This is a genomic window from Streptomyces sp. CC208A (assembly GCF_030010625.1).
Lineage (GTDB): Bacteria > Actinomycetota > Actinomycetes > Streptomycetales > Streptomycetaceae > Streptomyces.
Window position 1 is genome coordinate 106,997 of the sequence record NZ_JASCXN010000001.1, and the last position, 23,248, is coordinate 130,244.

At 71.4% G+C, this 23,248-nt stretch carries 15 protein-coding genes and 1 tRNA gene; 9 read left to right on the plus strand and 7 right to left on the minus strand.

Translation table 11 applies throughout. The annotated features are described in order from the left end of the window. Positions 1-5: 5 nt before the first annotated feature. Positions 6-2,717, minus strand: a complete 2,712-nt coding sequence (gene polA, locus QK442_RS00485; protein WP_282691716.1) for a DNA polymerase I — start codon at positions 2,715-2,717, stop codon at positions 6-8. Positions 2,718-2,852: 135 nt separating this feature from the next. On the opposite strand from polA, the gene QK442_RS00490 reads away from it, so the two are divergent. The 7 genes from QK442_RS00490 to QK442_RS00520 all read left to right on the plus strand — a co-directional run bounded on the left by QK442_RS00490 (position 2,853) and on the right by QK442_RS00520 (position 12,595). Then, positions 2,853-5,141 (plus strand): FdhF/YdeP family oxidoreductase, encoded by a 2,289-nt coding sequence (locus QK442_RS00490; RefSeq protein WP_282691717.1) that lies wholly within the window; start codon positions 2,853-2,855, stop codon positions 5,139-5,141. 63 nt (positions 5,142-5,204) lie between these two features. Further along, entirely contained in the window at positions 5,205-5,708 is a 504-nt protein-coding gene (locus QK442_RS00495; protein WP_282691718.1) for a hotdog fold thioesterase, read from the plus strand. Between the two features lie 849 nt (positions 5,709-6,557). Beyond that, positions 6,558-7,793 (plus strand): branched-chain amino acid ABC transporter substrate-binding protein, encoded by a 1,236-nt coding sequence (locus QK442_RS00500; RefSeq protein WP_282691719.1) that lies wholly within the window; start codon positions 6,558-6,560, stop codon positions 7,791-7,793. Positions 7,794-7,896: 103 nt separating this feature from the next. Further along, positions 7,897-8,826, plus strand: coding sequence for a branched-chain amino acid ABC transporter permease (locus tag QK442_RS00505; protein ID WP_282691720.1), 930 nt, complete (start codon positions 7,897-7,899; stop codon positions 8,824-8,826). 5 nt (positions 8,827-8,831) lie between these two features. Continuing rightward, complete coding sequence (locus QK442_RS00510) at positions 8,832-10,673, plus strand: branched-chain amino acid ABC transporter permease (protein WP_282692035.1); 1,842 nt, start codon at positions 8,832-8,834, stop codon at positions 10,671-10,673. Between the two features lie 3 nt (positions 10,674-10,676). Then, positions 10,677-11,882 carry an ABC transporter ATP-binding protein gene (locus QK442_RS00515; protein WP_282691721.1) on the plus strand — a complete coding sequence of 402 codons (1,206 nt, stop codon included), beginning with the start codon at positions 10,677-10,679 and terminating at the stop codon, positions 11,880-11,882. Beyond that, positions 11,879-12,595: an ABC transporter ATP-binding protein gene (locus tag QK442_RS00520; protein WP_282691722.1), complete on the plus strand. Its 717-nt coding sequence runs from the start codon at positions 11,879-11,881 to the stop codon at positions 12,593-12,595. The genes QK442_RS00515 and QK442_RS00520 overlap by 4 nt, the downstream gene beginning before the upstream one ends. A gap of 83 nt (positions 12,596-12,678) precedes the next feature. Here QK442_RS00520 and QK442_RS00525 read toward each other — a convergent pair whose 3' ends face one another. Beyond that, a complete protein-coding gene (locus QK442_RS00525; RefSeq protein ID WP_282691723.1) occupies positions 12,679-13,338 on the minus strand; it encodes a response regulator in 660 nt (219 codons plus the stop codon). Positions 13,339-13,440: 102 nt separating this feature from the next. Here QK442_RS00525 and QK442_RS00530 point away from each other — a divergent pair. Continuing rightward, positions 13,441-13,514, plus strand: a tRNA-Leu gene (locus QK442_RS00530). 83 nt (positions 13,515-13,597) lie between these two features. On the opposite strand, the gene pyk is transcribed toward QK442_RS00530, so the two are convergent. Together pyk and QK442_RS00540 are read right to left on the minus strand one after the other, a co-directional pair. Beyond that, positions 13,598-15,028 (minus strand): pyruvate kinase, encoded by a 1,431-nt coding sequence (gene pyk, locus QK442_RS00535; protein WP_282691724.1) that lies wholly within the window; start codon positions 15,026-15,028, stop codon positions 13,598-13,600. A 148-nt stretch (positions 15,029-15,176) separates the two neighbouring features. Beyond that, positions 15,177-15,893 carry an SIMPL domain-containing protein gene (locus QK442_RS00540; protein WP_282691725.1) on the minus strand — a complete coding sequence of 239 codons (717 nt, stop codon included), beginning with the start codon at positions 15,891-15,893 and terminating at the stop codon, positions 15,177-15,179. A gap of 115 nt (positions 15,894-16,008) precedes the next feature. Here QK442_RS00540 and QK442_RS00545 point away from each other — a divergent pair, with 115 nt between their 5' ends. Further along, positions 16,009-17,808 carry a 5'-nucleotidase C-terminal domain-containing protein gene (locus tag QK442_RS00545; RefSeq protein WP_282691726.1) on the plus strand — a complete coding sequence of 600 codons (1,800 nt, stop codon included), beginning with the start codon at positions 16,009-16,011 and terminating at the stop codon, positions 17,806-17,808. 3 nt (positions 17,809-17,811) lie between these two features. Here the strand turns inward: QK442_RS00545 and QK442_RS00550 are convergent, their stop codons facing one another. The 3 genes from QK442_RS00550 to pepN all read right to left on the minus strand — a co-directional run bounded on the left by QK442_RS00550 (position 17,812) and on the right by pepN (position 23,231). Then, positions 17,812-19,224: a SidA/IucD/PvdA family monooxygenase gene (locus QK442_RS00550; RefSeq protein ID WP_282691727.1), complete on the minus strand. Its 1,413-nt coding sequence runs from the start codon at positions 19,222-19,224 to the stop codon at positions 17,812-17,814. Further along, a complete protein-coding gene (locus QK442_RS00555) occupies positions 19,221-20,603 on the minus strand; it encodes an aminotransferase class V-fold PLP-dependent enzyme (protein ID WP_282691728.1) in 1,383 nt (460 codons plus the stop codon). The genes QK442_RS00550 and QK442_RS00555 overlap by 4 nt, the downstream gene beginning before the upstream one ends. Before the next feature lie 132 nt (positions 20,604-20,735). Further along, on the minus strand, positions 20,736-23,231 hold the full coding sequence (gene pepN, locus QK442_RS00560) for an aminopeptidase N (RefSeq protein WP_282691729.1): 2,496 nt from the start codon (positions 23,229-23,231) through the stop codon (positions 20,736-20,738). Positions 23,232-23,248 lie beyond the last annotated feature (17 nt).

Below are 23,248 nucleotides of genomic sequence, written 5' to 3' on the forward strand. Positions count from 1 at the left end.
ACGGGTCAGTGCGCGGCCGAGTCCCAGTCCGGGCCGACGCCGACGGAGACGTCGAGCGGGGCGCGGAGGTCGGCGGCGGCGGACATCTGCTCGCGGACGAGGGCCTCGACCCGCTCGCGCTCGCCGGGGGCGATCTCCAGGACGATTTCGTCGTGGACCTGGAGGAGCATCCGGGAGGCGAGGCCGGCCTCGGTGAGGGCCCGGTCGACCTTGAGCATGGCGACCTTGACGATGTCGGCGGCGGTGCCCTGGATGGGGGCGTTGAGCGCCATCCGCTCGGCGGCCTCGCGGCGCTGGCGGTTGTCGCTGTTGAGGTCCGGCAGGTAGCGGCGGCGGCCGAGCATGGTCTCGGTGTAGCCGGTGGCGCGGGCCTCGTCGACGACCCGGTGCAGATAGTCCCGCACCCCGCCGAAGCGCTCGAAGTAGGTGTCCATCAGGACCCGGGCCTCGCCCGGGTCGATGTTCAGCTGCTGGGCGAGGCCGAAGGCGGAGAGGCCGTAGGCGAGGCCGTACGACATGGCCTTGATCTTGCGGCGCATCTCGGCGTCGACGGCGGACCGCTCGACGCCGAAGACCTGGGAGGCGACGGTGGTGTGCAGGTCCTCGCCGGAGGTGAAGGCCTCGATGAGGCCCTCGTCCTCGGAGAGGTGGGCCATGACGCGCAGCTCGATCTGGCTGTAGTCGGCGGTCATCAGGGACTCGAAGCCCTCGCCGACGACGAAGCCGTGCCGGATGGCGCGGCCCTCGTCCGTCCGCACCGGCACGTTCTGCAGGTTGGGGTCGGTGGAGGAGAGGCGGCCGGTGGCGGCGACGGTCTGGCTGAAGGTGGTGTGGATGCGGCCGTCGGAGGCGATCGTCTTGATCAGGCCCTCGACGGTGGAGCGGAGCCGGGCCTGCTCACGGTGGCGGAGCATGATGACCGGCAGCTCGTGCTCGGTCTGGCCGGCCAGCCAGGCGAGCGCGTCGGCGTCGGTGGTGTAGCCGGTCTTGGTCTTCTTGGTCTTCGGGAGGTTGAGCTCGCCGAAGAAGACCTCCTGGAGCTGCTTGGGCGAGCCGAGGTTGAACTCGTGGCCGACGGAGGCGTGGGCCTCCTTGACGGCCTGCTGCACGGCCCCGGCGAACTGCTGCTCCATCGCCTCCAGGTGGTCGCGGTCGGCGGCGATGCCGTGCCGCTCCAGGCGGGCGAGGAGGGTGGAGGTCGGCAGCTCCACCTGGTACAGCAGGTCGCGGGCGCCGACTTCGTCGAGCCTGGTCTCGAAGGCGGTGCCGAGGTCGAGGACGGCGCGGGCCTGGGTCATCAGCGCCTCGGCCTCCGCGTGGTCGTCGGCGCCGAAGGCGAGCTGGCCCTCGGTGGCGGCGGCGGGGGCCAGCTCCCGGCCGAGGTACTCCAGGGAGAGGGCGTCCAGGGCGAAGGAGCGGCGGCCGGGCTTGACCAGGTACGCGGCGAGCGCGGTGTCCATGGTGACGCCGGCGACGCTCCAGCCGTGCTCGGGGAAGACCCGCATCGCGCCCTTGGCGTTGTGCAGGACCTTGGGGCGGTCCGGGTCGGAGATCCAGGCGGCCCAGGCCCGCTCGTCGGCCTCGTCGAGCTCGCTGGGGTCGAACCAGGCGGCCTCGCCGTCGGCGCCGGCCAGGGCGATCTCGGAGACGCTGCCGGTGCCCAGCGCCCAGGCGTCGACGGTGGCGACGCCGAGGGGCTGCTCGCCGTGGGCGGCGAGCCAGGGGGCGAGCTCGCCGGAGCCGAGGACGGTGAAGTCCAGTTCGACGGCGGGGCCGGGGGCGGGCTCGGTCTCCTCGGCGCTGCCGGGGTCGACGGCGAGGAGCCGCTCGCGCAGCGAGGGGTTGCGGATCTCCAGGGTGTCGAGGAGCAGCGCGACGGCCTTGCGGTCGTACGGCTCGCGGGCCAGCTCCGCGACGGTCCTCGGCAGCTCGACGTCCCGGACCATCTCGGTGAGGACGCGGTTGAGCTTGACGGACTCCAGGTGGTCCCGGAAGTTCTGCCCGGCCTTGCCCTTGACCTCGTCGGCGCGCTCGACCAGCTCGGCGAAGGAGCCGAACTGGTTGATCCACTTGGCTGCGGTCTTCTCGCCGACGCCGGGGATGCCCGGGAGGTTGTCGGACGGGTCGCCGCGCAGGGCCGCGAAGTCGGGGTACTGGGAGGGGCTGAGGCCGTACTTCTCCTGGACCTTCTCCGGGGTGAAGCGGGTCAGCTCGGAGACGCCCTTGGTGGGGTAGAGCACGGTGGTGCGGTCGGTGACCAGCTGGAAGGAGTCCCGGTCGCCGGTGACGATGAGGACGTCGAAGCCCTCGGCCTCGGCCTGGGTGGCGAGGGTGGCGATGATGTCGTCGGCCTCGAAGCCGTCGACGGCGAACCGCGGCGCGTTCATGGCGTCGAGGAGTTCGCCGATCAGCTCGACCTGTCCCTTGAACTCGTCGGGGGTCTTGGAGCGGTTCGCCTTGTACTCGGGGAACTCCTGCGAGCGCCAGGTCTTGCGGGACACGTCGAAGGCGACGGCGAAGTGCGTGGGCGCCTCGTCGCGCAGGGTGTTCGCCAGCATCGACGCGAAGCCGTAGATCGCGTTCGTCGGCTGCCCGGTCACCGTGGTGAAGTTCTCCGCGGGCAGCGCGAAGAAGGCCCGGTACGCGAGCGAGTGCCCGTCCATGAGGAGCAGGCGGGGGCGGGTGTCTGCGGTGTTCTTCGATGCTGTCTCGGCCACGGGACGATCCTGCCACGGCCCGCTGACAATCCCGTCCACACCGGCCCGTCCGCCCCGGTCGGGTGCCGGGCTGTCGGTGCCGCGTGACAGGATCGGAGACGTACGCCGCAGGTTTACCGCTCAAGGGAGAGCGCGATGGTCAGCAAGCCGCCGGCCGGTGACCCGGTCCAGGACGCACCGCAGGTCACGCCGCCGCAGCACGCCGCCGCGGGCCTGCCCGCCATCGGGCACACCCTGCGGATCGCCCAGGAGCAGATGGGGGCCGTGCGCACGGCCCGGACGCTGCTCAAGGTCAATCAGAAGGACGGCTTCGACTGTCCCGGCTGCGCCTGGCCGGAGGGCGACAAGCGGCACCTGGCGGAGTTCTGCGAGAACGGGGCGAAGGCGGTCGCCGAGGAGGCGACGCTGCGGCGGGTGACGCCCGCGTTCTTCGCCGCGCACCCGGTGGCGGAGCTGGCGGAGCGCAGCGGCTACTGGCTGGGGCAGCAGGGCCGGATCACAAGTCCCATGCTCCTGCCGGAGGATGGCGACCACTACGAGCCGGTGACCTGGGAGCGGGCCTTCGCGATCATCGCGGAGGAGCTGACCGCGCTCTCCTCCCCCGACGAGGCGCTCTTCTACACCTCGGGCCGGACCAGCAACGAGGCCGCGTTCCTGCTCCAGCTCTTCGCGCGCGAGTTCGGCACCAACAACCTGCCGGACTGTTCGAACATGTGCCACGAGTCCTCGGGCTCGGCGCTGACCGAGACGATCGGCATCGGCAAGGGCAGCGTCTCCCTGGAGGACCTGCACCGGGCGGACCTGATCGTCGTCGCCGGGCAGAACCCGGGCACCAACCATCCGCGGATGCTGTCGGCCCTGGAGAAGGCGAAGGCGGCCGGGGCGCGGATCATCTCGGTGAACCCGCTGCCGGAGGCCGGTCTGGAGCGGTTCAAGAACCCGCAGACCCCGCAGGGGATGCTGAAGGGGGCGGCGCTCACCGACCTCTTCCTCCAGATCCGGATCGGCGGCGACCAGGCCCTCTTCCGGCTCCTGAACAAGCTGGTCCTGGAGACGCCCGGGGCGGTCGACGAGGAGTTCGTACGGGAGCACACCCACGGCTTCGAGGAGTTCGCGGCGGCGGCCGGGGAGGCCGACTGGGAGGAGACCCTGGCGGCGACGGGGCTCTCCCGGCCCGAGGTCGAGCGGGCCCTGGAGATGGTGCTGGCCTCGGAGCGGACGATCGTCTGCTGGGCGATGGGCCTGACCCAGCACAAGCACTCCGTGCCGACCATCCGCGAGGTGGTCAACCTGCTGCTGCTCCGGGGGAACATCGGCAGGCCGGGCGCGGGCGTGTGCCCGGTGCGCGGGCATTCGAACGTGCAGGGCGACCGGACGATGGGCATCTTCGAGCGCCCGGCGCCGGCCTTCCTGGACGCGCTGGACAAGGAGTTCGGGATCGTCTCGCCGCGCCACCACGGCTTCGACGTGGTGCGGTCGATCCAGGCGCTGCGGGACGGCGAGGCGAAGGTCTTCTTCGCGATGGGCGGGAACTTCGTCGGCGCGACCCCGGACACCGAGGTCACCGAGGCCGCGATGCGGCGGGCCCGGCTGACGGTGCAGGTGTCGACCAAGCTGAACCGCTCGCACGTGGTGACCGGCCGGCGGGCGCTGATCCTGCCGACGCTGGGCCGGACCGACAAGGACGTGCAGAAGAGCGGACGCCAGTTCGTGACGGTCGAGGACTCGATGGGCCTGGTGCACGCCTCGCGCGGCAATCTGGCGCCGGCGAGCCCGCACCTGCTCTCCGAGCCGGCGATCGTGGCCCGGATGGCCCGGGCCGTGCTGGGCGCCGGTTCGGGCACGCCGTGGGAGGCGTTCGAGGCGGACTACGCGGCGATCCGGGACCGGATCGCGCGCGTGGTGCCCGGTTTCGAGGACTTCAACGCCCGTCTGGCGGCGGACCCGGGCGGCTTCGCGCTGCCGCACGCGCCGCGGGACGAGCGCCGCTTCCCCACGAAGACGGGGAAGGCGAACTTCACGGCGGCGCCGGTGGAGTACCCGAGGGTCCCGGAAGGCCGGCTGCTGCTCCAGACGCTCCGCTCGCACGACCAGTACAACACCACGATCTACGGTCTCGACGACCGCTACCGGGGGATCCGCGGCGGCCGCCGGGTGGTGCTCGTGCACCCCGAGGACGCGGCGGCGCTGGGCCTGGCCGACGGGGCGTACGCGGATCTGGTGAGCGAGTGGACGGACGGCAGCGAGCGGCGGGCGCCCGGTTTCCGGGTGGTGCACTATCCGACGGCCCGGGGGTGCGCGGCGGCGTACTACCCGGAGACGAACGTGCTGGTCCCGCTGGAGTCGACGGCGGACATCAGCAACACCCCCGCGAGCAAGTCCGTGATCGTGCGTCTGGAAGAATCACCGGCACCGACCGCCTAAGCGCTTGCTCAGCAAGTCGGCGGGCGACAGGATCAGCCGTACGAGGACGAACGGAGCCGGGCCATGGGTGAGCAGCAGCACGTGAAGTTCCCGCAGGAGGTCATCGACGAGTACGCCGCGCTCGGCGTGGATCTGCCGGCGCTCTTCTCGGCCGGACACCTGGGGAACCGGATGGGTGTGCAGATCGTGGAGGCGTCGGCCGAGCGGGTCGTCGGCACCATGCCGGTGGAGGGCAACACCCAGCCGTACGGGCTGCTGCACGGCGGCGCCTCGGCGGTGCTGGCGGAGACCCTGGGCTCGGTGGGCTCGATGCTGCACGGCGGGGTGTCGCGGATCGCTGTGGGCGTGGATCTGAACTGCACCCATCACCGGGGGGTGCGCAGCGGTCTGGTGACCGGGGTGGCGACCCCGGTGCACCGCGGGCGGTCCACCGCGACGTACGAGATCGTCATCAGCGACGAGGAGGGGCGCCGGGTCTGCTCGGCGCGCCTGACCTGCATGCTGCGGGAGATCGGCCCGAAGGACGCGGCGGACCTGCCGCGGGAGGGCCAGCTCGACGGCGCCTGACGGGGCCGGTCGGCCGGTCGCCGGCCGTTTCGCCGAAGGGGGCGGTACGCGGAGACGTACCGCCCCCTTCGGCGCGTCCGGACTCCCCGCACCCCCTTTCTGCGCGCCCGAACCCTCACGCCCCCTTCTGCGCGCCCGAACCCTCACGCCCCCTTCTGCGCGCCCGAGCCCGCACCCCCTCCAGCACGTCCAGCCCCCCGCACCGCCCTTCGGCGCACCCGGACTCTCCTCACACGCGCTTCACTCGATCCACCCGCAGTCACCATCCGCGCCCCAACTCCCGCACCCACATGTCGTTTTCACGCCAGCACCTCCCAACCCCCGGGCCTCGGAGGTACGTTCGAGAGCGGTGGATTCCGGCCGTCCGCCAGGTCGACCGGTCAAAGATCCGATCCCGCCCTTCGTCACGCTCCGTGACCCCGCCCCGGGAGCGCCCGCGAGGGGCAGGGCTTGACATCCGTCCGCTCAGTTCGGGCGTCGCGTCCGATATCCGGAGAGGCGGCGAAGTGCTCCGTCAGGACCAAGATTCACTCAAGCCCCTTAGCGGAACTGCGCGTTCTCACGATGTGAACACCGCGTTACAGGTCGCTATGACCGTATTTGGACGGACCTCTCAGCCCCGCTCCAGCCGTCGGCATAACAAGACAGTCACATCCTTCCCTCGCCGCTCCCCGACCCTCCCCACCTGCGCTTAGAGTCACCGCCAGTCACCGCGCCGCTGGGCGCGGCCTACTGCACGGCCTCGTATCAGCACTCAGTACGGCCCGGCAATCACCAACGGCACCTCTTGCTTCGCAGTTCCACGGCACCGCCTCGGCAGAGGGGGCCGCGCCAGGGAAAGGACCCTTCGTGCGAAACCGTTCGTTGCTCGTCATCACCACCGCGGTCACCGCGGGAGCACTCACCCTCACCGCCTGCGGTTCGCGCGACGACAAGGGCGGCGACAACACCGGCGGAGGCGGCGTCACCGTCACCATCGGTCTGGACGCCCCGCTCACCGGTGAGCTCTCGGCCCTCGGCCTCGGCATCAAGAACTCGGCCGACCTCGCGGTCAACACGGCCAACAAGAAGGAGTACGTCAAGGGCGTCACCTTCAAGCTGGTCTCCCTGGACGACCAGGCCCAGCCGTCCGCCGGCCAGCAGAACGCCACCAAGCTGGTCGCCGACAAGACCGTCCTCGGTGTGGTCGGCCCGCTGAACTCCGGCGTCGCCGAGTCCATGCAGAAGGTCTTCGACGACGCGAAGCTGGCGCAGGTCTCCCCGGCCAACACCAACCCGGCGCTCTCCCAGGGCCCGAACTGGTCCTCCGGCGACAAGAAGCGCGGCTACAAGTCGTACTTCCGCACCGCCACCACCGACGCCATCCAGGGCCCGTTCGCGGCCCAGTACGTCTTCAACGACGCCAAGAAGACCAAGGCGTTCATCATCGACGACAAGAAGACCTACGGCGCCGGTCTCGCGGGCACCTTCAAGGGCGAGTGGGAGAAGCTCGGCGGCAAGGTCGTCGGCACCCAGCACATCGACCCGGAGACCAAGGACTTCTCCGCGGTCGCCACCCAGGTCAAGAGCTCCGGCGCGGACGTCGTCTACTACGGTGGCGAGTACCCGGCCGCCGGCCCGCTGGCCAAGCAGATCAAGGAGGCCGGCGCCAAGGTCACCGTCGTCGGCGGTGACGCGCTCTTCAGCCCCGAGTACGTCAAGCTGGCCGGTGCCACCGCGGCCGAGGGCGACATCGCCACCTCCGTCGGCGCCCCGATCGAGTCCCTCGCCTCCGCCAAGGAGTTCCTGGACAACTACAAGGCCGCGAACTACAAGGAGGCCTTCGAGGCCTACGGCGGCTACTCCTACGACTCGACCTGGTCGATCATCGAGGCCGTCAAGAAGGTCGTGGACGGCAACGGCGGCAAGCTCCCCGAGGACGCCCGCGCCAAGGTCGTCGAGGCCCTGCAGGGTGTCTCCTTCGAGGGCGTGACCGGCTCCGTCGCCTTCGACGAGTTCGGTGACACCACCAACAAGCAGCTGACCGTCTACCAGGTCCAGGGCGGCGCCTTCAAGCCGGTCAAGTCCGGCACCTTCGGCGGCTGATCCGCCGCTTCCACTCCAGCACCACTTTCACCGCGCGGGGGGCCGCACACACTCGGCGCCCCGCGCGGTGTCATATCCGTCGAAAGTCTCGGAGGACAATGCGGTGAACGAACTGCCGCAGCAGCTGGTCAACGGCCTGCTACTGGGATCCATGTACGGGCTCGTCGCCGTCGGCTACACGATGGTCTACGGCATCGTCCAGCTCATCAACTTCGCCCACGGCGAGATCTTCATGACCGGCGGCTTCGGGGCCCTGACGGTCTGGCTCGTCCTGCCCGGCGGCACCAGCATGTGGGTCGCCCTGCCCCTCATGATCATCGGCGCCGTGATCGTCTCGACGGCCGTGGCCGTCGGAGCGGAACGTTTCGCCTACCGTCCGCTCCGCGGCGGCCCGCGCCTCGCCCCGCTCATCACGGCCATCGGCCTCTCGCTCGCCCTGCAGTACGCCGTCTGGGTCTGGTACCCGGAGGCCAAGTCCGCCCGGACCTTCCCGCAGATACCCGGCGGCCCGATCGAGCTCGGCCCGGTCACCATCCAGACCGGTGACGTCTTCCTCGTCATCGCGGCCCCTCTCTGCATGGCCTTCCTCGCCTTCTTCGTCATGCGCACCCGCACCGGCCGCGGCATGCAGGCCACCGCGCAGGACCCGGACACCGCGAAGCTCATGGGCGTCAACACCGACCGGATCATCGTGATCGCGTTCGCCCTCGGCGCCGCGTTCGCCGCCGTCGGTGCCGTCGCGTACGGCCTCAAGTACGGCGTCGTCGACTACAAGATGGGCTTCCTCCTCGGACTCAAGGCGTTCACCGCCGCCGTCCTCGGCGGCATCGGCAACATCTACGGCGCCATGATCGGCGGCCTCGTCCTCGGCGTCGCCGAGACCATGGCCACCGCCTACATCGACGAAATCCCCGGTATGTCCCAGCTGGGCGGCCAGTCCTGGGCCAACGTCTGGGCCTTCGTACTCCTCATCGTCGTCCTCCTCGCCAGGCCCCAGGGCCTGCTCGGCGAGCGCGTCGCGGACAGGGCGTGAGCACCATGACCACCATCTCCGAGAACCCCCAGGCCCCCGCCGCCGCGGAGGCCGTGAAGACCGCCGACCGCGGCCTCATCGGCGTCCTGCCCGAGCGGACCGCCCGCGCCCTCGTCCTCGGCGGCGCCCTCCTGACCGTCGCGAGCTGCTTCCTCTCGTGGACGTGGACCCCCCGCTTCCCGGGCAACCTCACCGTGTACGGCTACCCGGGCGGGCTCCAGCTCCAGGTCCTGGTGACCGGCGCGCTCACCGTCCTCTTCGCCCTCTCCTCGTACGGCGTCAAGGGCCTCGGCTGGCTGACGCCGGCCGGCGCCGACGGCGCGGTCAAGTTCGGCGCGCTGGCCTCCTTCGGCACCGCCTGGTTCACCATCGTCGCGATCAGCGTCGAGCTCGGCGGCCCGGTCAACCTGGAGCCCGGCGGCGCGATCCTCGCGGTCGCCACCCTGGTCACCCTGCTCGCCGCCCTGGACCTGCCCTTCACGCGTCCGGCCGTGCTGCCGGTCGACCCGGAGGACACCGGCTGGGACCAGTTCAAGCACCGTGCCGGAAACGGCTGGGCCTCCGTCAAGGCCGCCTTCGCCGCCCCCCACCCGGTGAAGAAGCTCCCGCCGCTCTCCTCCGCCGTCGAGATCCTGATCATCGCGGCCGTCCTCGCCGTGGCGCTCGGCGTCTTCACGTACGGCATCGGCACCGAGTACGACGAGCTGTTCCTCGGCTTCCTGATCACGGCCGGCCTCGGCTTCGCCGCCGTCAGCGCCTCCGGCCTCCTCAAGCAGGCCACGCAGCTCACCGCGAAGCACCAGAACCTGTCGATCGCGGGCGCGTTCATCGCCGCCGCGCTCTTCCCCTTCACCCAGACCGACGACCAGTACGCGACGATCGGCGTCTACATCCTGATCTTCGCCACGGTCGCCCTGGGCCTGAACATCGTCGTCGGCCTCGCCGGTCTGCTCGACCTCGGTTACGTCGCCTTCCTCGGCGTCGGCGCCTACGCGGCGGCCCTCGTCTCGGGCGCCCCGACCTCGCCGTTCGGCGTGCACTTCCCCTTCTGGGCGGCGGTCCTGGTCGGCGCCGCGGCCTCGCTGGTCTTCGGCGTCCTGATCGGCGCCCCGACCCTGCGGCTGCGCGGCGACTACCTCGCCATCGTGACCCTCGGCTTCGGTGAGATCTTCCGCATCGCGGTGATGAACACCGACGGCACCTCCGGTCCCGACATCACCAACGGCTCCAACGGCATCGCCTCCATCCCGAACCTGAACTTCTTCGGGTTCGACTTCGGCCAGCCGCACACCATCGCCGGCTTCACCATCGGCCGCTTCGCCAACTACTTCTTCCTGATGCTGCTGATCACGGCGGTCGTCGTGCTGGTCTTCCGGCGCTCCGGCGACTCCCGCATCGGCCGCGCCTGGGTGGCGATCCGCGAGGACGAGACCGCCGCGCTCGCGATGGGCATCAACGGCTTCCGCGTGAAGCTGATCGCCTTCGCCCTCGGCGCCGCCCTCGCCGGCCTGGCCGGCACGGTGCAGGCCCACGTCACCTACACCGTGACCCCGGAGCAGTACCTCTTCGCCGGTCCCATCCCGCCCAACTCCGCCTTCCTGCTCGCGGCCGTCGTCCTCGGCGGCATGGGCACGATGAGCGGTCCGCTGGTCGGCGCGGCCCTGCTGTTCCTCATCCCGAACAAGCTCCAGTTCATGGGCGAGTACCAGCTCTTCGCCTTCGGCCTCGCGCTCGTGCTGATCATGCGCTTCCGTCCGGAGGGCATCATCGCGGACAAGCGCAGGCAGCTCGAGTTCCACGAGCACGACGAGAAGCCGGCCGCTACGCCCGCCAAGGCAGGTGCCTGAACCATGACGACGACCACCACCAAGGCCGACGCCACCACGGAACCGGCCGCTCGCGAGACCGTCCTGGACGCGCGCGGAGTCACCATGCGGTTCGGCGGCCTGACCGCCGTCCGCGATGTGAACCTCACCGTCAACAGCGGCGAGATCGTCGGTCTGATCGGCCCGAACGGCGCCGGCAAGACCACCTTCTTCAACTGCCTGACCGGTCTGTACGTGCCCACCGAGGGCGAGGTCCGCTACAAGGGCCAGGTCCTGCCGCCGAAGTCCTTCAAGGTCACCGCGGCCGGCATCGCCCGTACCTTCCAGAACATCCGTCTCTTCAACAACATGACGGTCCTGGAGAACGTGCTCGTCGGCCGGCACACCCGCACCAAGGAGGGCCTCTGGTCCGCCCTGCTGCGCGGCCCGGGCTTCAAGAGGGCCGAGGCGGCCTCCGAGAAGCGCGCGATGGAGCTCCTGGAGTTCGTCGGCCTGGAGAAGAAGGCGCAGCACCTCGCCAAGAACCTGCCGTACGGCGAGCAGCGCAAGCTGGAGATCGCCCGCGCGCTGGCGAGCGACCCGGGCCTGATCCTGCTCGACGAGCCGACGGCGGGCATGAACCCGCAGGAGACCCGGGCGGCCGAGGAACTCATCTTCGCCATCCGGGACATGGGCATCGCCGTGCTCGTCATCGAGCACGACATGCGCTTCATCTTCAACCTGTGCGACCGGGTCGCCGTGCTCGTGCAGGGCCAGAAGCTGATCGAGGGCGACAGCCAGACCGTCCAGAGCGACGAGCGGGTCATCGCCGCGTACCTCGGCGAACCGATCGACGAGACCCCGGCGGACGAGGCTCCCTCGGACGACGCGGCTCCGGCCGACGCCCCTTCGGGCGAGGCCACTTCGGGCGAGGCCCCGGCGGCCGACGACGCCTCGGCGGAGGAGGCACCCGCCAAGGACGAGACTCCCGCCGAGGACAAGGCCGCTCCGGCCGACGACGCCCCGACGGACGACGCCACCCCGGCGGACGAGGCCCCGGCGGGGGAGACCTCCGTCAAGGACGAGACGCCTGCCGAGGACGAGGAGCCGGCCGACGACGCCCCCTCGGACGACGCCGCCCCGGCCGACAAGGCCCCCGCGGGCGACGGGACCCCGGCCGAGGACGACACCCCGGCGGACACGGCGGAGGCCGCGAAGGACGCCGCTCCGGGCAAGGAGAACGACGCATGACCGCACTGCTCGAAGTCGAGGACCTGCGCGTCGCCTACGGAAAGATCGAGGCCGTCAAGGGCATCTCCTTCTCCGTGGAGGCGGGCGAGGTCGTCACCCTCATCGGCACCAACGGCGCCGGCAAGACCACCACCCTGCGGACCCTCTCCGGGCTCCTCAAGCCGGTCGGCGGCCAGATCAAGTTCGAGGGCAAGTCCCTCCGCAAGATCCCCGCGCACAAGATCGTCTCGCTGGGTCTGGCCCACTCCCCCGAGGGCCGGCACATCTTCCCGCGCATGACCATCGAGGAGAACCTGCTCCTCGGTGCCTTCCTCCGGAAGGACACCGCCGGCATCGCCAAGGACGTGCAGCGCGCCTACGACCTCTTCCCGATCCTGGGCGAGCGTCGCAAGCAGGCGGCCGGCACGCTCTCCGGCGGTGAGCAGCAGATGCTCGCCATGGGCAGGGCGCTGATGTCCCAGCCCAAGCTGCTCATGCTCGACGAGCCCTCCATGGGCCTCTCGCCGATCATGATGCAGAAGATCATGGCGACCATCGCCGAGCTGAAGTCCCAGGGCACCACGATCCTGCTCGTCGAGCAGAACGCCCAGGCCGCGCTGGCGCTCGCGGACCACGGTCACGTGATGGAGATCGGCAAGATCGTGCTCTCCGGCACGGGGGAGAACCTGCTCCACGACGAGTCCGTCCGCAAGGCGTACCTCGGCGAGGACTGAGCCCGCACCACGACGGAAGGCCCGCCCCACAACGCCGTGGGGCGGGCCTTCTCACATCCTGCGTACGGGGACCGCGTACGGGGCTACTGCTGCCCCTTCGCCGCCTTCTTCTCCTCGGCGTCCTCGATGACGGCCTCGGCGACCTGCTGCATGGACATGCGGCGGTCCATGGAGGTCTTCTGGATCCAGCGAAAGGCCGCCGGCTCGCTCAGGCCGTACTGGGTCTGGAGGATCGACTTGGCGCGGTCGACCAGCTTGCGGGTCTCCAGGCGCTGGGTGAGGTCGGCGACCTCCTGCTCCAGGGCACGCAGCTCGGCGAAGCGGGAGACGGCCATCTCGATGGCGGGGACGACGTCGCTCTTGCTGAAGGGCTTCACCAGGTAGGCCATGGCGCCGGCGTCCCGGGCCCGCTCGACGAGGTCGCGCTGGGAGAAGGCGGTGAGCATGAGGACCGGGGCGATGGACTCGCCGGCGATCTTCTCGGCGGCGGAGATGCCGTCGAGGACGGGCATCTTCACGTCGAGGATGACGAGGTCGGGACGGTGCTCGCGGGCGAGCTCGACGGCGGTGGCGCCGTCCCCGGCCTCACCGACGACCGTGTAGCCCTCCTCCTCCAGCATCTCCTTGAGGTCGAGACGGATCAGGGCCTCGTCCTCGGCGATGACGACGCGGGTCGTCAGCGGCGGGACGTGCGACGCGTCGTCGGCGGCGTCGGCGGGCTGGGGCGACTCGGGCGCGGTCACGGGGGCTCCTCGTTGCGGGGCAACTACTGCTCCCCATGAGCCTACCCACCTCCTGTAAGGTAGGAGCACGGCGGGTCACCGCCAACCTTCGTTTCGAAGGAAGCCCCGGTAGCCCAGCGGTTAGAGGCAATGGTCTCAAACACCATCCAGCGTGGGTTCGAATCCCACCCGGGGTACTTTCCCTCTTATTCCATGGTCGCAGCCAACTGAGCGTCCGTCACCCACACGCGTGACGGACGCTCCTGCGCGCCGACGACCCTCACCCCGTCACCGGGTCCCCGATGTGATGGACGCGGACCAGGTTCGTCGAGCCCGCCACCCCTGGCGGGGAGCCGGCCGTGATGATCACGGTGTCGCCCTTCCGGCAGCGGCCGATACGGAGCAGTTCCTCGTCGACCTGGGCGACCATCGCGTCCGTGGAGTCCACGTGGGGGCCGAGGAAGGTCTCGACGCCCCAGGTGAGGTTGAGCTGGGAGCGGGTGGCCGGGTCGGGGGTGAAGGCGAGGAGGGGGATCGGGGAGCGGTAGCGGGAGAGGCGGCGGACGGTGTCGCCGGACTGGGTGAAGGCGACGAGGAACCTGGCGCCGAGGAAGTCGCCCATCTCGGCGGCCGCGCGGGCGACGGCGCCGCCCTGGGTGCGGGGCTTGTTGCGTTCGGTCAGCGGGGGCAGGCCCTTGGCGAGGATGTCCTCCTCGGCGGCCTCGACGATCCGGCTCATGGTGCGGACCGTCTCGACCGGGAAGCGGCCGACGCTGGTCTCGCCGGAGAGCATCACCGCGTCGGTGCCGTCGATGACCGCGTTGGCCACGTCGGAGGCCTCGGCGCGGGTGGGGCGGGAGTTATCGATCATCGAGTCGAGCATCTGGGTGGCGACGATGACCGGCTTGGCGTTGCGCTTGGCGAGCTTGATCGCGCGCTTCTGGACGATGGGGACCTGTTCCAGGGGCATTTCGACGCCGAGGTCGCCGCGGGCGACCATGATGCCGTCGAAGGCGGCGACGATCTCGTCGATGTTCTCGACGGCCTGGGGCTTCTCGATCTTGGCGATGACCGGGAGGCGGCGGCCCTCCTCGTCCATGATCCGGTGGACGTCCTCGACGTCCCGGCCGGAGCGGACGAAGGAGAGGGCGATGACGTCGGCGCCGGTGCGCAGCGCCCAGCGGAGGTCCTCGACGTCCTTCTCGGAGAGGGCGGGGACGGAGACGGCGACGCCCGGCAGGTTGAGGCCCTTGTGGTCGGAGACCATGCCGCCCTCGACGACCCGGGTGTGGACCCGGGGGCCGTCGACGGAGGTGACCTCCAGGGTGACCCGGCCGTCGTCGACGAGGATCCGCTCACCGGGGGTGACGTCCCCGGCGAGGCCGGAGTAGGTGGTGCCGCAGGCGTGGCGGTCGCCCTCCACCTGCTCGACGGTGATGGTGAACGCGTCGCCGCGTTCAAGGAGTACGGGGCCCTCGCGGAAGCGGCCGAGGCGGATCTTCGGGCCTTGAAGGTCGGCGAGGACCCCGACGCTGCGGCCGGTCTCGTCGGCCGCCTTGCGGACCCGCTGGTAGCGCTCCTCGTGCTCGGCGTAGGTGCCGTGGCTGAGGTTGAGGCGGGCCACGTCCATTCCGGCCTCGACCAACGCCTTGATCTGGTCGTATGTTTCGGTGGCGGGTCCAAGGGTGCAAACGATTTTGGCTCGGCGCATGGGTCGAGCCTAGGGCCTTACCCATCAGTAGCCGGTGGGTGCGGCATGACTACTCAACGACCTTTCCATGAAACGTTGTTGACAAGTCTTGAATCTGTGCGCCGGCGTGCTCCGATGAGCGTTTTCGGCGCCCCCGGGGGGGGTCGTCTCAGAGTGCGGGCGGCAGCATCGTGAACCGCGCGACGACCTCGGCGGTCACCGTCTGACGCTGCGGTTCGAGGTCGAGGGAGGGGGCCGTGCCCGGCTCCTCCGCCGCGTAGCCGGCCGCCATCGGGGCGAAGCCGCGGTACGTCGGCATACCGGGCTCGGGCAGTCCGGCGTCCGACAGTTCGAGGAGTGAGCCGAGCGAGGTGCCCAGCGCCCGCGCGTAGGCCCGCGCCCGGCGCACGGCCTCCGTCACCGCGAGCCGGCGCGCCTCCGCGTACGCCTCCGAGTCCGGGCGCAGCTCCCACCACGGCCCGTCCACCTCCGTCTGCGCCCGGTCCGCGAGTTCGGGCACCAGCTCGCCGAGGACGGTGAAGTCGGTCAGCTCGGCGGCGATCCGCACCCGCCCCCGGTAGGCCCGCACCTGCTCGCCCCTCCCCCGGCGGGGCTGCTCGGGCGCGATGGAGAAGCTGCCCGTCTCCAGTTTCGCCACCGCCGCCCCGCGCGCCTTGACCAGGTCGAGCACCTCGGCGTTGCGGCGGGTGAGGTCGGCGAGGACGGCGGCCCGGTCGGTGCCCCGGGCGGAGACGGTCAGCCAGATCCGGGCCAGCTCCGGGTCGACCTCCAGGCGGCCCTCGCCACGGACCGTCACCTGCGGCGCCTGGGGGGTGGGGTGGGTGTGCGTCACGGCGGGCTCCTCCGGGCCGGGAATCGATGACATGCGAACACTTTCCCACTCCGTAACCCGCAAGGGGTGTTGCGCAAGAGGCGTCTGAGCCAGAATCTACGCGCGTTGTGCACCTGAGGCAGCGCCACGAACACCGAGGAGTACACACATGCCGCTGAACCGCCGGACCTTCCTGGAGAGCTCCGCCGCCATCGGAGCCGGGGCCGCCCTCGCCGCCGGCGTCGCCGCCCCCGCCGAGGCCCGGGAGGCCCGTCCCAAGCCGGCCAAGCGGTACTCCTTCACCGTCATGGGCACCACCGACCTGCACGGCAACGTCTTCAACTGGGACTACTTCACGGACAGGGAGTTCGACGACAAGGCCCACAACGACGTCGGCCTCGCCAAGATCTCCACCCTGGTGAACCGGGTCCGCGAGGCCAAGGGCCGCGGCAACACCCTCCTCATCGATGCCGGCGACACCATCCAGGGCACCCAGCTCTCGTACTACTACGCCAAGGTCGACCCGATCACGCAGGCCGGCGGCCCGGTCCACCCGATGGCCCAGGCCATGAACGCCATCGGCTACGACGCCGCCGCGCTCGGCAACCACGAGTTCAACTACGGCATCCCGGTCCTGCGGAAGTTCGAGGAGCAGTGCGACTTCCCGCTGCTCGGCGCCAACGCGCTCGACGCGAAGACGCTGCGCCCGGCCTTCCCCCCGTACAGCATCCACCGGCTGCGCACCCCGCACGGCCGGGACGTCCGGGTCGCGGTGCTCGGTCTGACCAACCCCGGCATCGCCATCTGGGACAAGGCCAACGTCAACGGCAAGATGGTCTTCCCCGGCCTGGAGGAGCAGGCCGCGAAGTGGGTGCCGAAGCTGCGCTCCATGGGCGCCGACGTGGTCGTCGTCTCCGCGCACTCCGGCTCCAGCGGCACCTCCTCGTACGGCGACCAGCTCCCGTACGTCGAGAACGCGGCCGGGCTCGTCGCCGAGCAGGTCCCCGGCATCGACGCGATCCTCGTCGGCCACGCCCACACCGAGATCCCCGAGTACCGGATCGCGAACAAGGAGACCGGCAAGGAGGTCGTCCTCTCCGAGCCGCTGAAGTGGGGCCAGCGCCTCACCCTCTTCGACTTCGACCTGGTGTGGGAGAAGGGCCGCTGGACGGTGGAGAAGGTGGCCGCGCAGGTCCTCAACTCCAACACCGTCGAGGAGGACCCGGAGATCACCGGTCTGCTCGCCGACGAGCACAAGAAGGTCGTGGCCTACGTCAACCAGGTCATCGGCACCTCCACCGCCGCCATGACCACGGTCGAGGCGCCGTGGAAGGACGAGCCGATCATCGACCTGATCAACGTCGTGCAGGCCGAGACGGTGAAGGAGGCCCTCGCGGGCGGCGCGTACGCGTCCCTGCCGGTGCTCTCGCAGGCGTCCTGCTTCTCCCGGACCGCCCGCATCCCGGCCGGCGAGATCACCATCAAGGACGCCGCCGGGCTCTACCCCTTCGAGAACACCCTGGAGGCCCGTCTGATGACGGGCGCCCAGCTGAAGGAGTACCTGGAGTACTCGGCGAAGTACTACGTGCGGACGCCGGCCGGCGCCCCCGTCGACACCGCACGGCTCACCAACGCGGACGGCACCCCGGACTACAACTACGACGCCGTGTCCGGGCTGTCCTACGAGATCGACATCGCCCGGCCGGTCGGCTCCCGGATCGTGAACCTGACCTTCGAGGGCGCGCCGCTCGACCCGGCCGCGCGGTTCGTCCTGGCCGTCAACAACTACCGTGCCAGCGGCGGCGGCGCCTTCCCGCACGTCGCCAACGCCGAGCAGCTGTGGGCGAACTCGGACGAGATCCGCAACACGATCATCCAGTGGGTGCGGGCCAAGGGGACGGTCGACCCGGGGCGGTTCGCGTCGGTGGACTGGAAGCTGACCCGGGACGGCGTGCCGGTCTTCCCGTGACCGTCAGTTCTGCACGAGGGGCGTCAGCTTCCGGTCCTGGGCCGGGATGCTCGGCGCCTCTCGCGCGTCGAGGCCGAAGCTGGTGAAGGCGGTGCGGCGCGGCAGCGGGTACGGCTCCTTGCCCGTGACCGTGTTGAGGATGACCGCGCTGCGCCAGGCGGCCAGGCCCAGGTCGGGGGCGCCGACGCCGTGGGTGTGGCGCTCGGCGTTCTGCACGTACACCGCGCCGGTGACGGAGGGGTCGAGCACCAGCCGGTACCGCTCGTCGATCCTCGGCCGGCCCGCCGCGTCGTGCCGCACGTACGGATCGAGGCCGGCCGTCATCCGGTCGACGGAGCGCTCCCGGTAGCCGGTGGCGAGGACGACGGCGTCGGTGGTGAGCCGGGAGCGGGTGCCCTGCTGGACGTGTTCCAGGTGCAGTTCGACCTGGGTGGTGGCGACCCGTCCGGCGGTGCGGACCCGGACGCCGGGGGTGAGGACGGTGTCGGGCCAGCCGCCGTGCAGGGTGCGGCGGTAGAGCTCGTCGTGGATGGCGGCGATGGTGCCCTCGTCGATGCCCTTGTACAACTGGCCCTGGCGGGGCAGCAGTTCGCCGCGCACGGGTTCCGGGAGGGCGTGGAAGTAGCGGGTGTAGTCGGGGGTGAAGTGCTCCAGGCCCAGCTTGGAGTACTCCATCGGCCGGAACGCCTCGGTGCGGGAGAGCCAGCTGATCCGCTCGGCACCGGCCGGGCGGGCCCGCAGCAGGTCGAGGAAGACCTCGGCGCCGGACTGGCCGGAGCCGATGACGGTGACGTGCCCGGCGGCGAGCAGCGACTCCCGGTGGGCGAGGTAGTCGGCCGAGTGGATCACCGGTACGCCGGGGGCGTCGGCGAGCGGGCGCAGCGGCTCGGGGACGTACGGTTCGGTGCCGACGCCGAGGACCACGTTCCGGGTGTAGGCGCGGCCGAGGGCGGCGGCCTCACCGTCCTGGTCGAGCTGGGTGAAGTCGACCTCGAAGAGCTTCCGCTCGGGGTTCCAGCGGACCGAGTCGACCTGGTGGCCGAAGTGGAGGCCGGGGAGCCGTTCGCTGACCCAGCGGCAGTAGGCGTCGTACTCGGCCCGCTGGATGTGGAACTTCTCCGCGAAGTAGAAGGGGAAGAGGCGCTCGCGGCTCTTGAGGTAGTTGAGGAAGGTCCAGGGGCTGGCGGGGTCGGCGAGGGTCACCAGGTCGGCGAGGAAGGGGACTTGGAGGGTGGTGCCCTCGATGAGGAGGCCGGGGTGCCAGTGGAAGGCGGGCCGCTGCTCGAAGAAGGTCGCGGCGAGGCCGCCGGGGACGCCGTGGGCGAGGGCGGCGAGCGAGAGGTTGAAGGGGCCGATGCCGACGCCGACCAGATCGTGCGGGCGGTCGAGGTCCTGCTGGGGGGTGCTGCCGGTCATCGGTCGGTGCCGCCTTCCACGAGGGTGATGAGCTGGGCCAGGTCGTCGGGGGTGGTGTGGGGGTTGAGCAGGGTGGCCTTGAGCCAGAGCCGTCCGTCGGCCTCGGCGCGGCCGAGGACGGCCCGCCCCTCGGTGAGGAGCCGCCGCCGGATCCCGGCCACGGCCGTGTCCTCGGCCCCGGTGGGGCGGAAGAGGACGGTGGTCAGGGTGGGGCGGGCCCGCAGTTCGAGCTCCGGGGCCTTCTCCACCAGGTCGGCCAGGTCCTGGGCGCGTTCCATGCAGAGGTCGACCAGGGCGCCGAGTCCGGAGCGGCCCAGGGCGCGCAGGGTGACGGCGGCCTTGAAGACGTCGGGGCGGCGGGTGGTGCGCGGGGAGCGGCCGAGGAGGTCGGGGAGGCCGGCGTCGGTGTCGTCGTCGGCGTTGAGGTAGTCGGCGGTGTGGGCGAGGGCGGCGAGGTCGGCGGGGTCGCGGACGGCGAGGAGTCCGGCGGCGACCGGCTGCCAGCCGAGCTTGTGCAGGTCGAGGGTGACGGTACGGGCCCGGTGCAGGCCCTCCAGGAGGGGGCGGTGGGTACGGCTGAACAGGAGCGGGCCGCCGTAGGCGGCGTCCACGTGGAGCTCGGCGCCGTGGGCCGCGCAGGCGTCGGCGAGGGCCGGCAGCGGGTCGATCAGGCCTTCCCCGGTGGTGCCGGCGGTGGCGGCGAGGAGGACGGGCCCCTGTCCCCGCCGGTCGGCGAGGGCCCCGGCCACGGTCTCCGGGTCGAGGACGCCCCGGGGGGTGGGGAGGACGACCGGCGCGGGGAGGCCGAGGAGCCAGGCGGCACGGCGGAAGGAGTGGTGGGCGTCGGCTCCGGTGAGGACGGTGAGACCGGGGCCGTACCGCTCCCGGGCGAGGAGGAGGGCCAGTTGGTTGGACTCGGTGCCGCCGGTGGTGACGAGCGCGTCGGGGCGGTCGGCGGCCGGGAAGACCTCGGCGGCGAGCGCGGCGGTGACCTCCGCCTCCAGGGCGGAGGCGGCCGGGGCCTGGTCCCAGGAGTCCAGGGAGGGGTTGAGGGCGGTGGCCGCCAGGTCGGCGGCGGCGGCGAGCGCCAGCGGCGGGGTGTGCAGATGGGCGGCGCACAGCGGGTGCGCGGGGTCGGCGGCGCCCGCGGCCAGCAGGTGCACCAGGGTGCGCAGGGCCTCGTCCTGCCCGGTGCCGTCGTCGGGGAGTACGGCTCCGAGGGCGTCCCGCACCCGCGCGGTGACGGCGTCAGGGCCGCCGGCCGGCAGCGGCCCGCCGCGTTCCTCCGTGCCGGTGCGCAGGGCGTCCAGGGTGATGCCGAGGAGGCGGCTGAGCGGGGTGTGCTGGGCGGCGAGGGGTGGCGGGGGTGCGGCACGCATGGACGACAGGGTGCCGGGGGCGGGCGGGGTCTGTCCGGTGACCGCGGTCTTGTGACCCGAACGAGGGACGGCGGGTCGTGTCCCGGGGCGGTGGCCGGGTGGGCGGCCCCCTGTCGGGGGCCGCCCGGGGGGTCAGGCCCGGCGCACCCGGAGGGCGCGGGCGAGGTCGTCGAGCTGGTCGACGAGCTTGCGGTGGAGGGCCGGGATCATGGTGCCGTCGGCGAGGCGGCGCTCGCCGAGGGCGAGGGCGTCGGCGTCGACCGCGTACGCGGGAAAGGCGTGGCGGCCCGCGGCCTCGGCCATCGCGGGGCCCCGGCGGTCGGCGAGGGCGACGGCCGCGTCGTAGAAGCGGTCCACGTACTCCCGTACGAGCTCGGCCTGTTCGGGCTGCCAGAAGCCCAGGGCGGTTGCGGTGAAGAGATAGTTCGACAGGTCGGTCAGGTCGTCGGTGTCGAACATGGCCGCCCAGGCCGCCGCCTTGGCCGCCGGGTCCGGGAGGGAGGCGCGGCAGCGGGCGGCGCCCTCCTGGCCGGTGGCGCTGGGGTCGCGTTCCAGTTCGGCGGCGATGGCGGCCTCGTCGGTGGCGCCGAGGACGGCGAGCCGGGCGAGGATGCGCCAGCGCAGCTCGGGGTCGAGTTCGGGGCCGCCGTGGACGGTGCCCTCGTCGAGCCAGGAGGCGATCTGGTCGGGGGTGGTGGCGCTGTCGACGAGGGCGCGGACGGCGGTGAGGCGCAGGCCGGGGTCCTCGCCGTCCTCGGTGCGGCGGAGCAGGGCGCGGGCGATCTCGCGGAGGCCGGCGAGGGCGGCGGGGCGGTCCTCCTCGGGGACGTACCGGTCGGCGACGTACTGGCGGGCGAAGGCGAGGACGCCCTGGACGATGCCGAGTTCGGACTCCTCGGGGAGGTGGGCGCGGGCGGTCTCCAGGTAGGCGGCGGGCTCCAGTTCGCCGTCGCGGACCATGTCGCGCAGGGCGTTCCAGACGACGGCGCGGGCGAGCGGGTCGGGGATGCGGGAGAGGCCGCGGAGGGCGGACTCCTCGGAGACGGCGTCGAAGCGGAGCTTGGCGTAGGTGAGGTCGCCGTCGTTGAGGACGACGAGGTCGGGGCGGGGGCCGGAGAGCCGGACGGGTTCGGCCTGCGGCACGTCGAGGGCGATCCGCTCGCGCAGGGCGAGTTCGCCGTCGGGGCGGCGGTCGTAGAGTCCGGCCTCGATGCGGTGGGGGCGGTCGCCCCGGTGGTCGACGGCGAGGTCCCAGCGGTTGCCCTCGCCGGTGAGGCGGGGGGTGAGGGTGTCGGCGCCGGTGGTGCGCAGCCACCGCTCGGCCCAGGCGTGGACGTCGCGGTCGGTGGCGGCGGCGAGGTTGTCGACGAAGTCGGCGAGGGTGGCGTTGCCGAACTTGTGCCGCTTGAAGTGGATGTTGATGCCGGCGAGGAAGTCGTCCTCGCCGAGCCAGGTCACGAGCTGGCGCAGGGCGGAGGCGCCCTTGGCGTAGGAGATGCCGTCGAAGTTGAGGAGGGCGGAGGCGGTGTCGGGGACGGCGTCGGGGTCCGGGGCGACGGGGTGGGTGGAGGGCCGCTGGTCGGCGTCGTACCCCCAGGCCTTGCGGGCGACGCCGAAGTCGATCCAGGTGTCGGAGAAGAGGCCGGGGCAGGCTTCGTTGAGGGTCTGGTAGCCCATGTACTCGGCGAAGGACTCGTTCAGCCAGATGTCGTCCCACCAGCGGAGGGTGACGAGGTCGCCGAACCACATGTGGGCCATCTCGTGGGCGATGACCATGGCGCGGGTCATCCGCTCGGTGGCGGTGACGGCGGAGCGGAAGACGAACTCGTCGCGGAAGGTGACGAGGCCGGGGTTCTCCATGGCGCCGGCGTTGAACTCGGGGACGAAGGCCTGGTCGTAGGAGTCGAAGGGGTAGGGCTCGTCGAACTTCTCGTGGAAGCGGTCGAAGCAGGCCCTGGTGACGTCGATGATCTCGTCGGCGTCGGCGTCGAGGTGGGGGGCGAGGGAGCGCCGGCAGTGGATGCCGAAGGGGAGTCCGGCGTGTTCGGTGCGGATCGAGTGCCAGGGGCCGGCGGCGACGCAGACGAGGTAGGTGGAGAGCGGCTGGGTGGGGGCGGCCTTCCAGCGGCCGTCGTCCTGCCGTTCGGTGACGGTGTTGGTGAGGACGGTCCAGCCGTCGGGGGCGGTGACGGTCAGCTCGAAGACGGCCTTGAGGTCGGGCTGGTCGAAGGCGGCGAAGACGCGCTGGACGTCCTCCATGAAGAGCTGGGTGTAGACGTAGGACTCGCCGTCGGTGGGGTCGAGGAAGCGGTGCATGCCCTCGCCGGTGTGCGAGTAGCGCATGGTGGCGGTGAGGCGGAGTTCGTGCTCGCCCTCGGTGAGGCTCAGCGGGAGCCGGTTGCCGTCGAGCTCGGCGGGGTCGAGGGGGGTGCCGTCGAGGACGGCGGAGTGCAGGGTGTCCGGCTTGACTTCGACGAAGGTGTCGGCGGCGGTGCGGGCGGTGAACCGGATGAGGGTGGTGGACCCGAAGGTCTCGTCGCCGGTGGTGAGGTCGAGGTCCACGGTGTAGTGGTGGACGTCGAGCAACTGGGCACGGGTCTGCGCTTCGTCGCGCGTCAGTACGGACATGGGGCCCATGCTGCCTG

Coding starts and splice junctions, on each gene's coding strand:
- QK442_RS00545 (WP_282691726.1), top strand. CDS start 16,009: ATGCCGCTGAACCGCCGGACCTTCCTGGAGAGCTCCGCCGCCATCGGA.
- QK442_RS00540 (WP_282691725.1), bottom strand. CDS start 15,893: ATGTCATCGATTCCCGGCCCGGAGGAGCCCGCCGTGACGCACACCCAC.
- pyk (WP_282691724.1), bottom strand. CDS start 15,028: ATGCGCCGAGCCAAAATCGTTTGCACCCTTGGACCCGCCACCGAAACA.
- QK442_RS00520 (WP_282691722.1), top strand. CDS start 11,879: ATGACCGCACTGCTCGAAGTCGAGGACCTGCGCGTCGCCTACGGAAAG.
- QK442_RS00515 (WP_282691721.1), top strand. CDS start 10,677: ATGACGACGACCACCACCAAGGCCGACGCCACCACGGAACCGGCCGCT.
- QK442_RS00550 (WP_282691727.1), bottom strand. CDS start 19,224: ATGACCGGCAGCACCCCCCAGCAGGACCTCGACCGCCCGCACGATCTG.
- QK442_RS00490 (WP_282691717.1), top strand. CDS start 2,853: ATGGTCAGCAAGCCGCCGGCCGGTGACCCGGTCCAGGACGCACCGCAG.
- QK442_RS00495 (WP_282691718.1), top strand. CDS start 5,205: ATGGGTGAGCAGCAGCACGTGAAGTTCCCGCAGGAGGTCATCGACGAG.
- QK442_RS00510 (WP_282692035.1), top strand. CDS start 8,832: ATGACCACCATCTCCGAGAACCCCCAGGCCCCCGCCGCCGCGGAGGCC.
- QK442_RS00555 (WP_282691728.1), bottom strand. CDS start 20,603: ATGCGTGCCGCACCCCCGCCACCCCTCGCCGCCCAGCACACCCCGCTC.
- pepN (WP_282691729.1), bottom strand. CDS start 23,231: ATGTCCGTACTGACGCGCGACGAAGCGCAGACCCGTGCCCAGTTGCTC.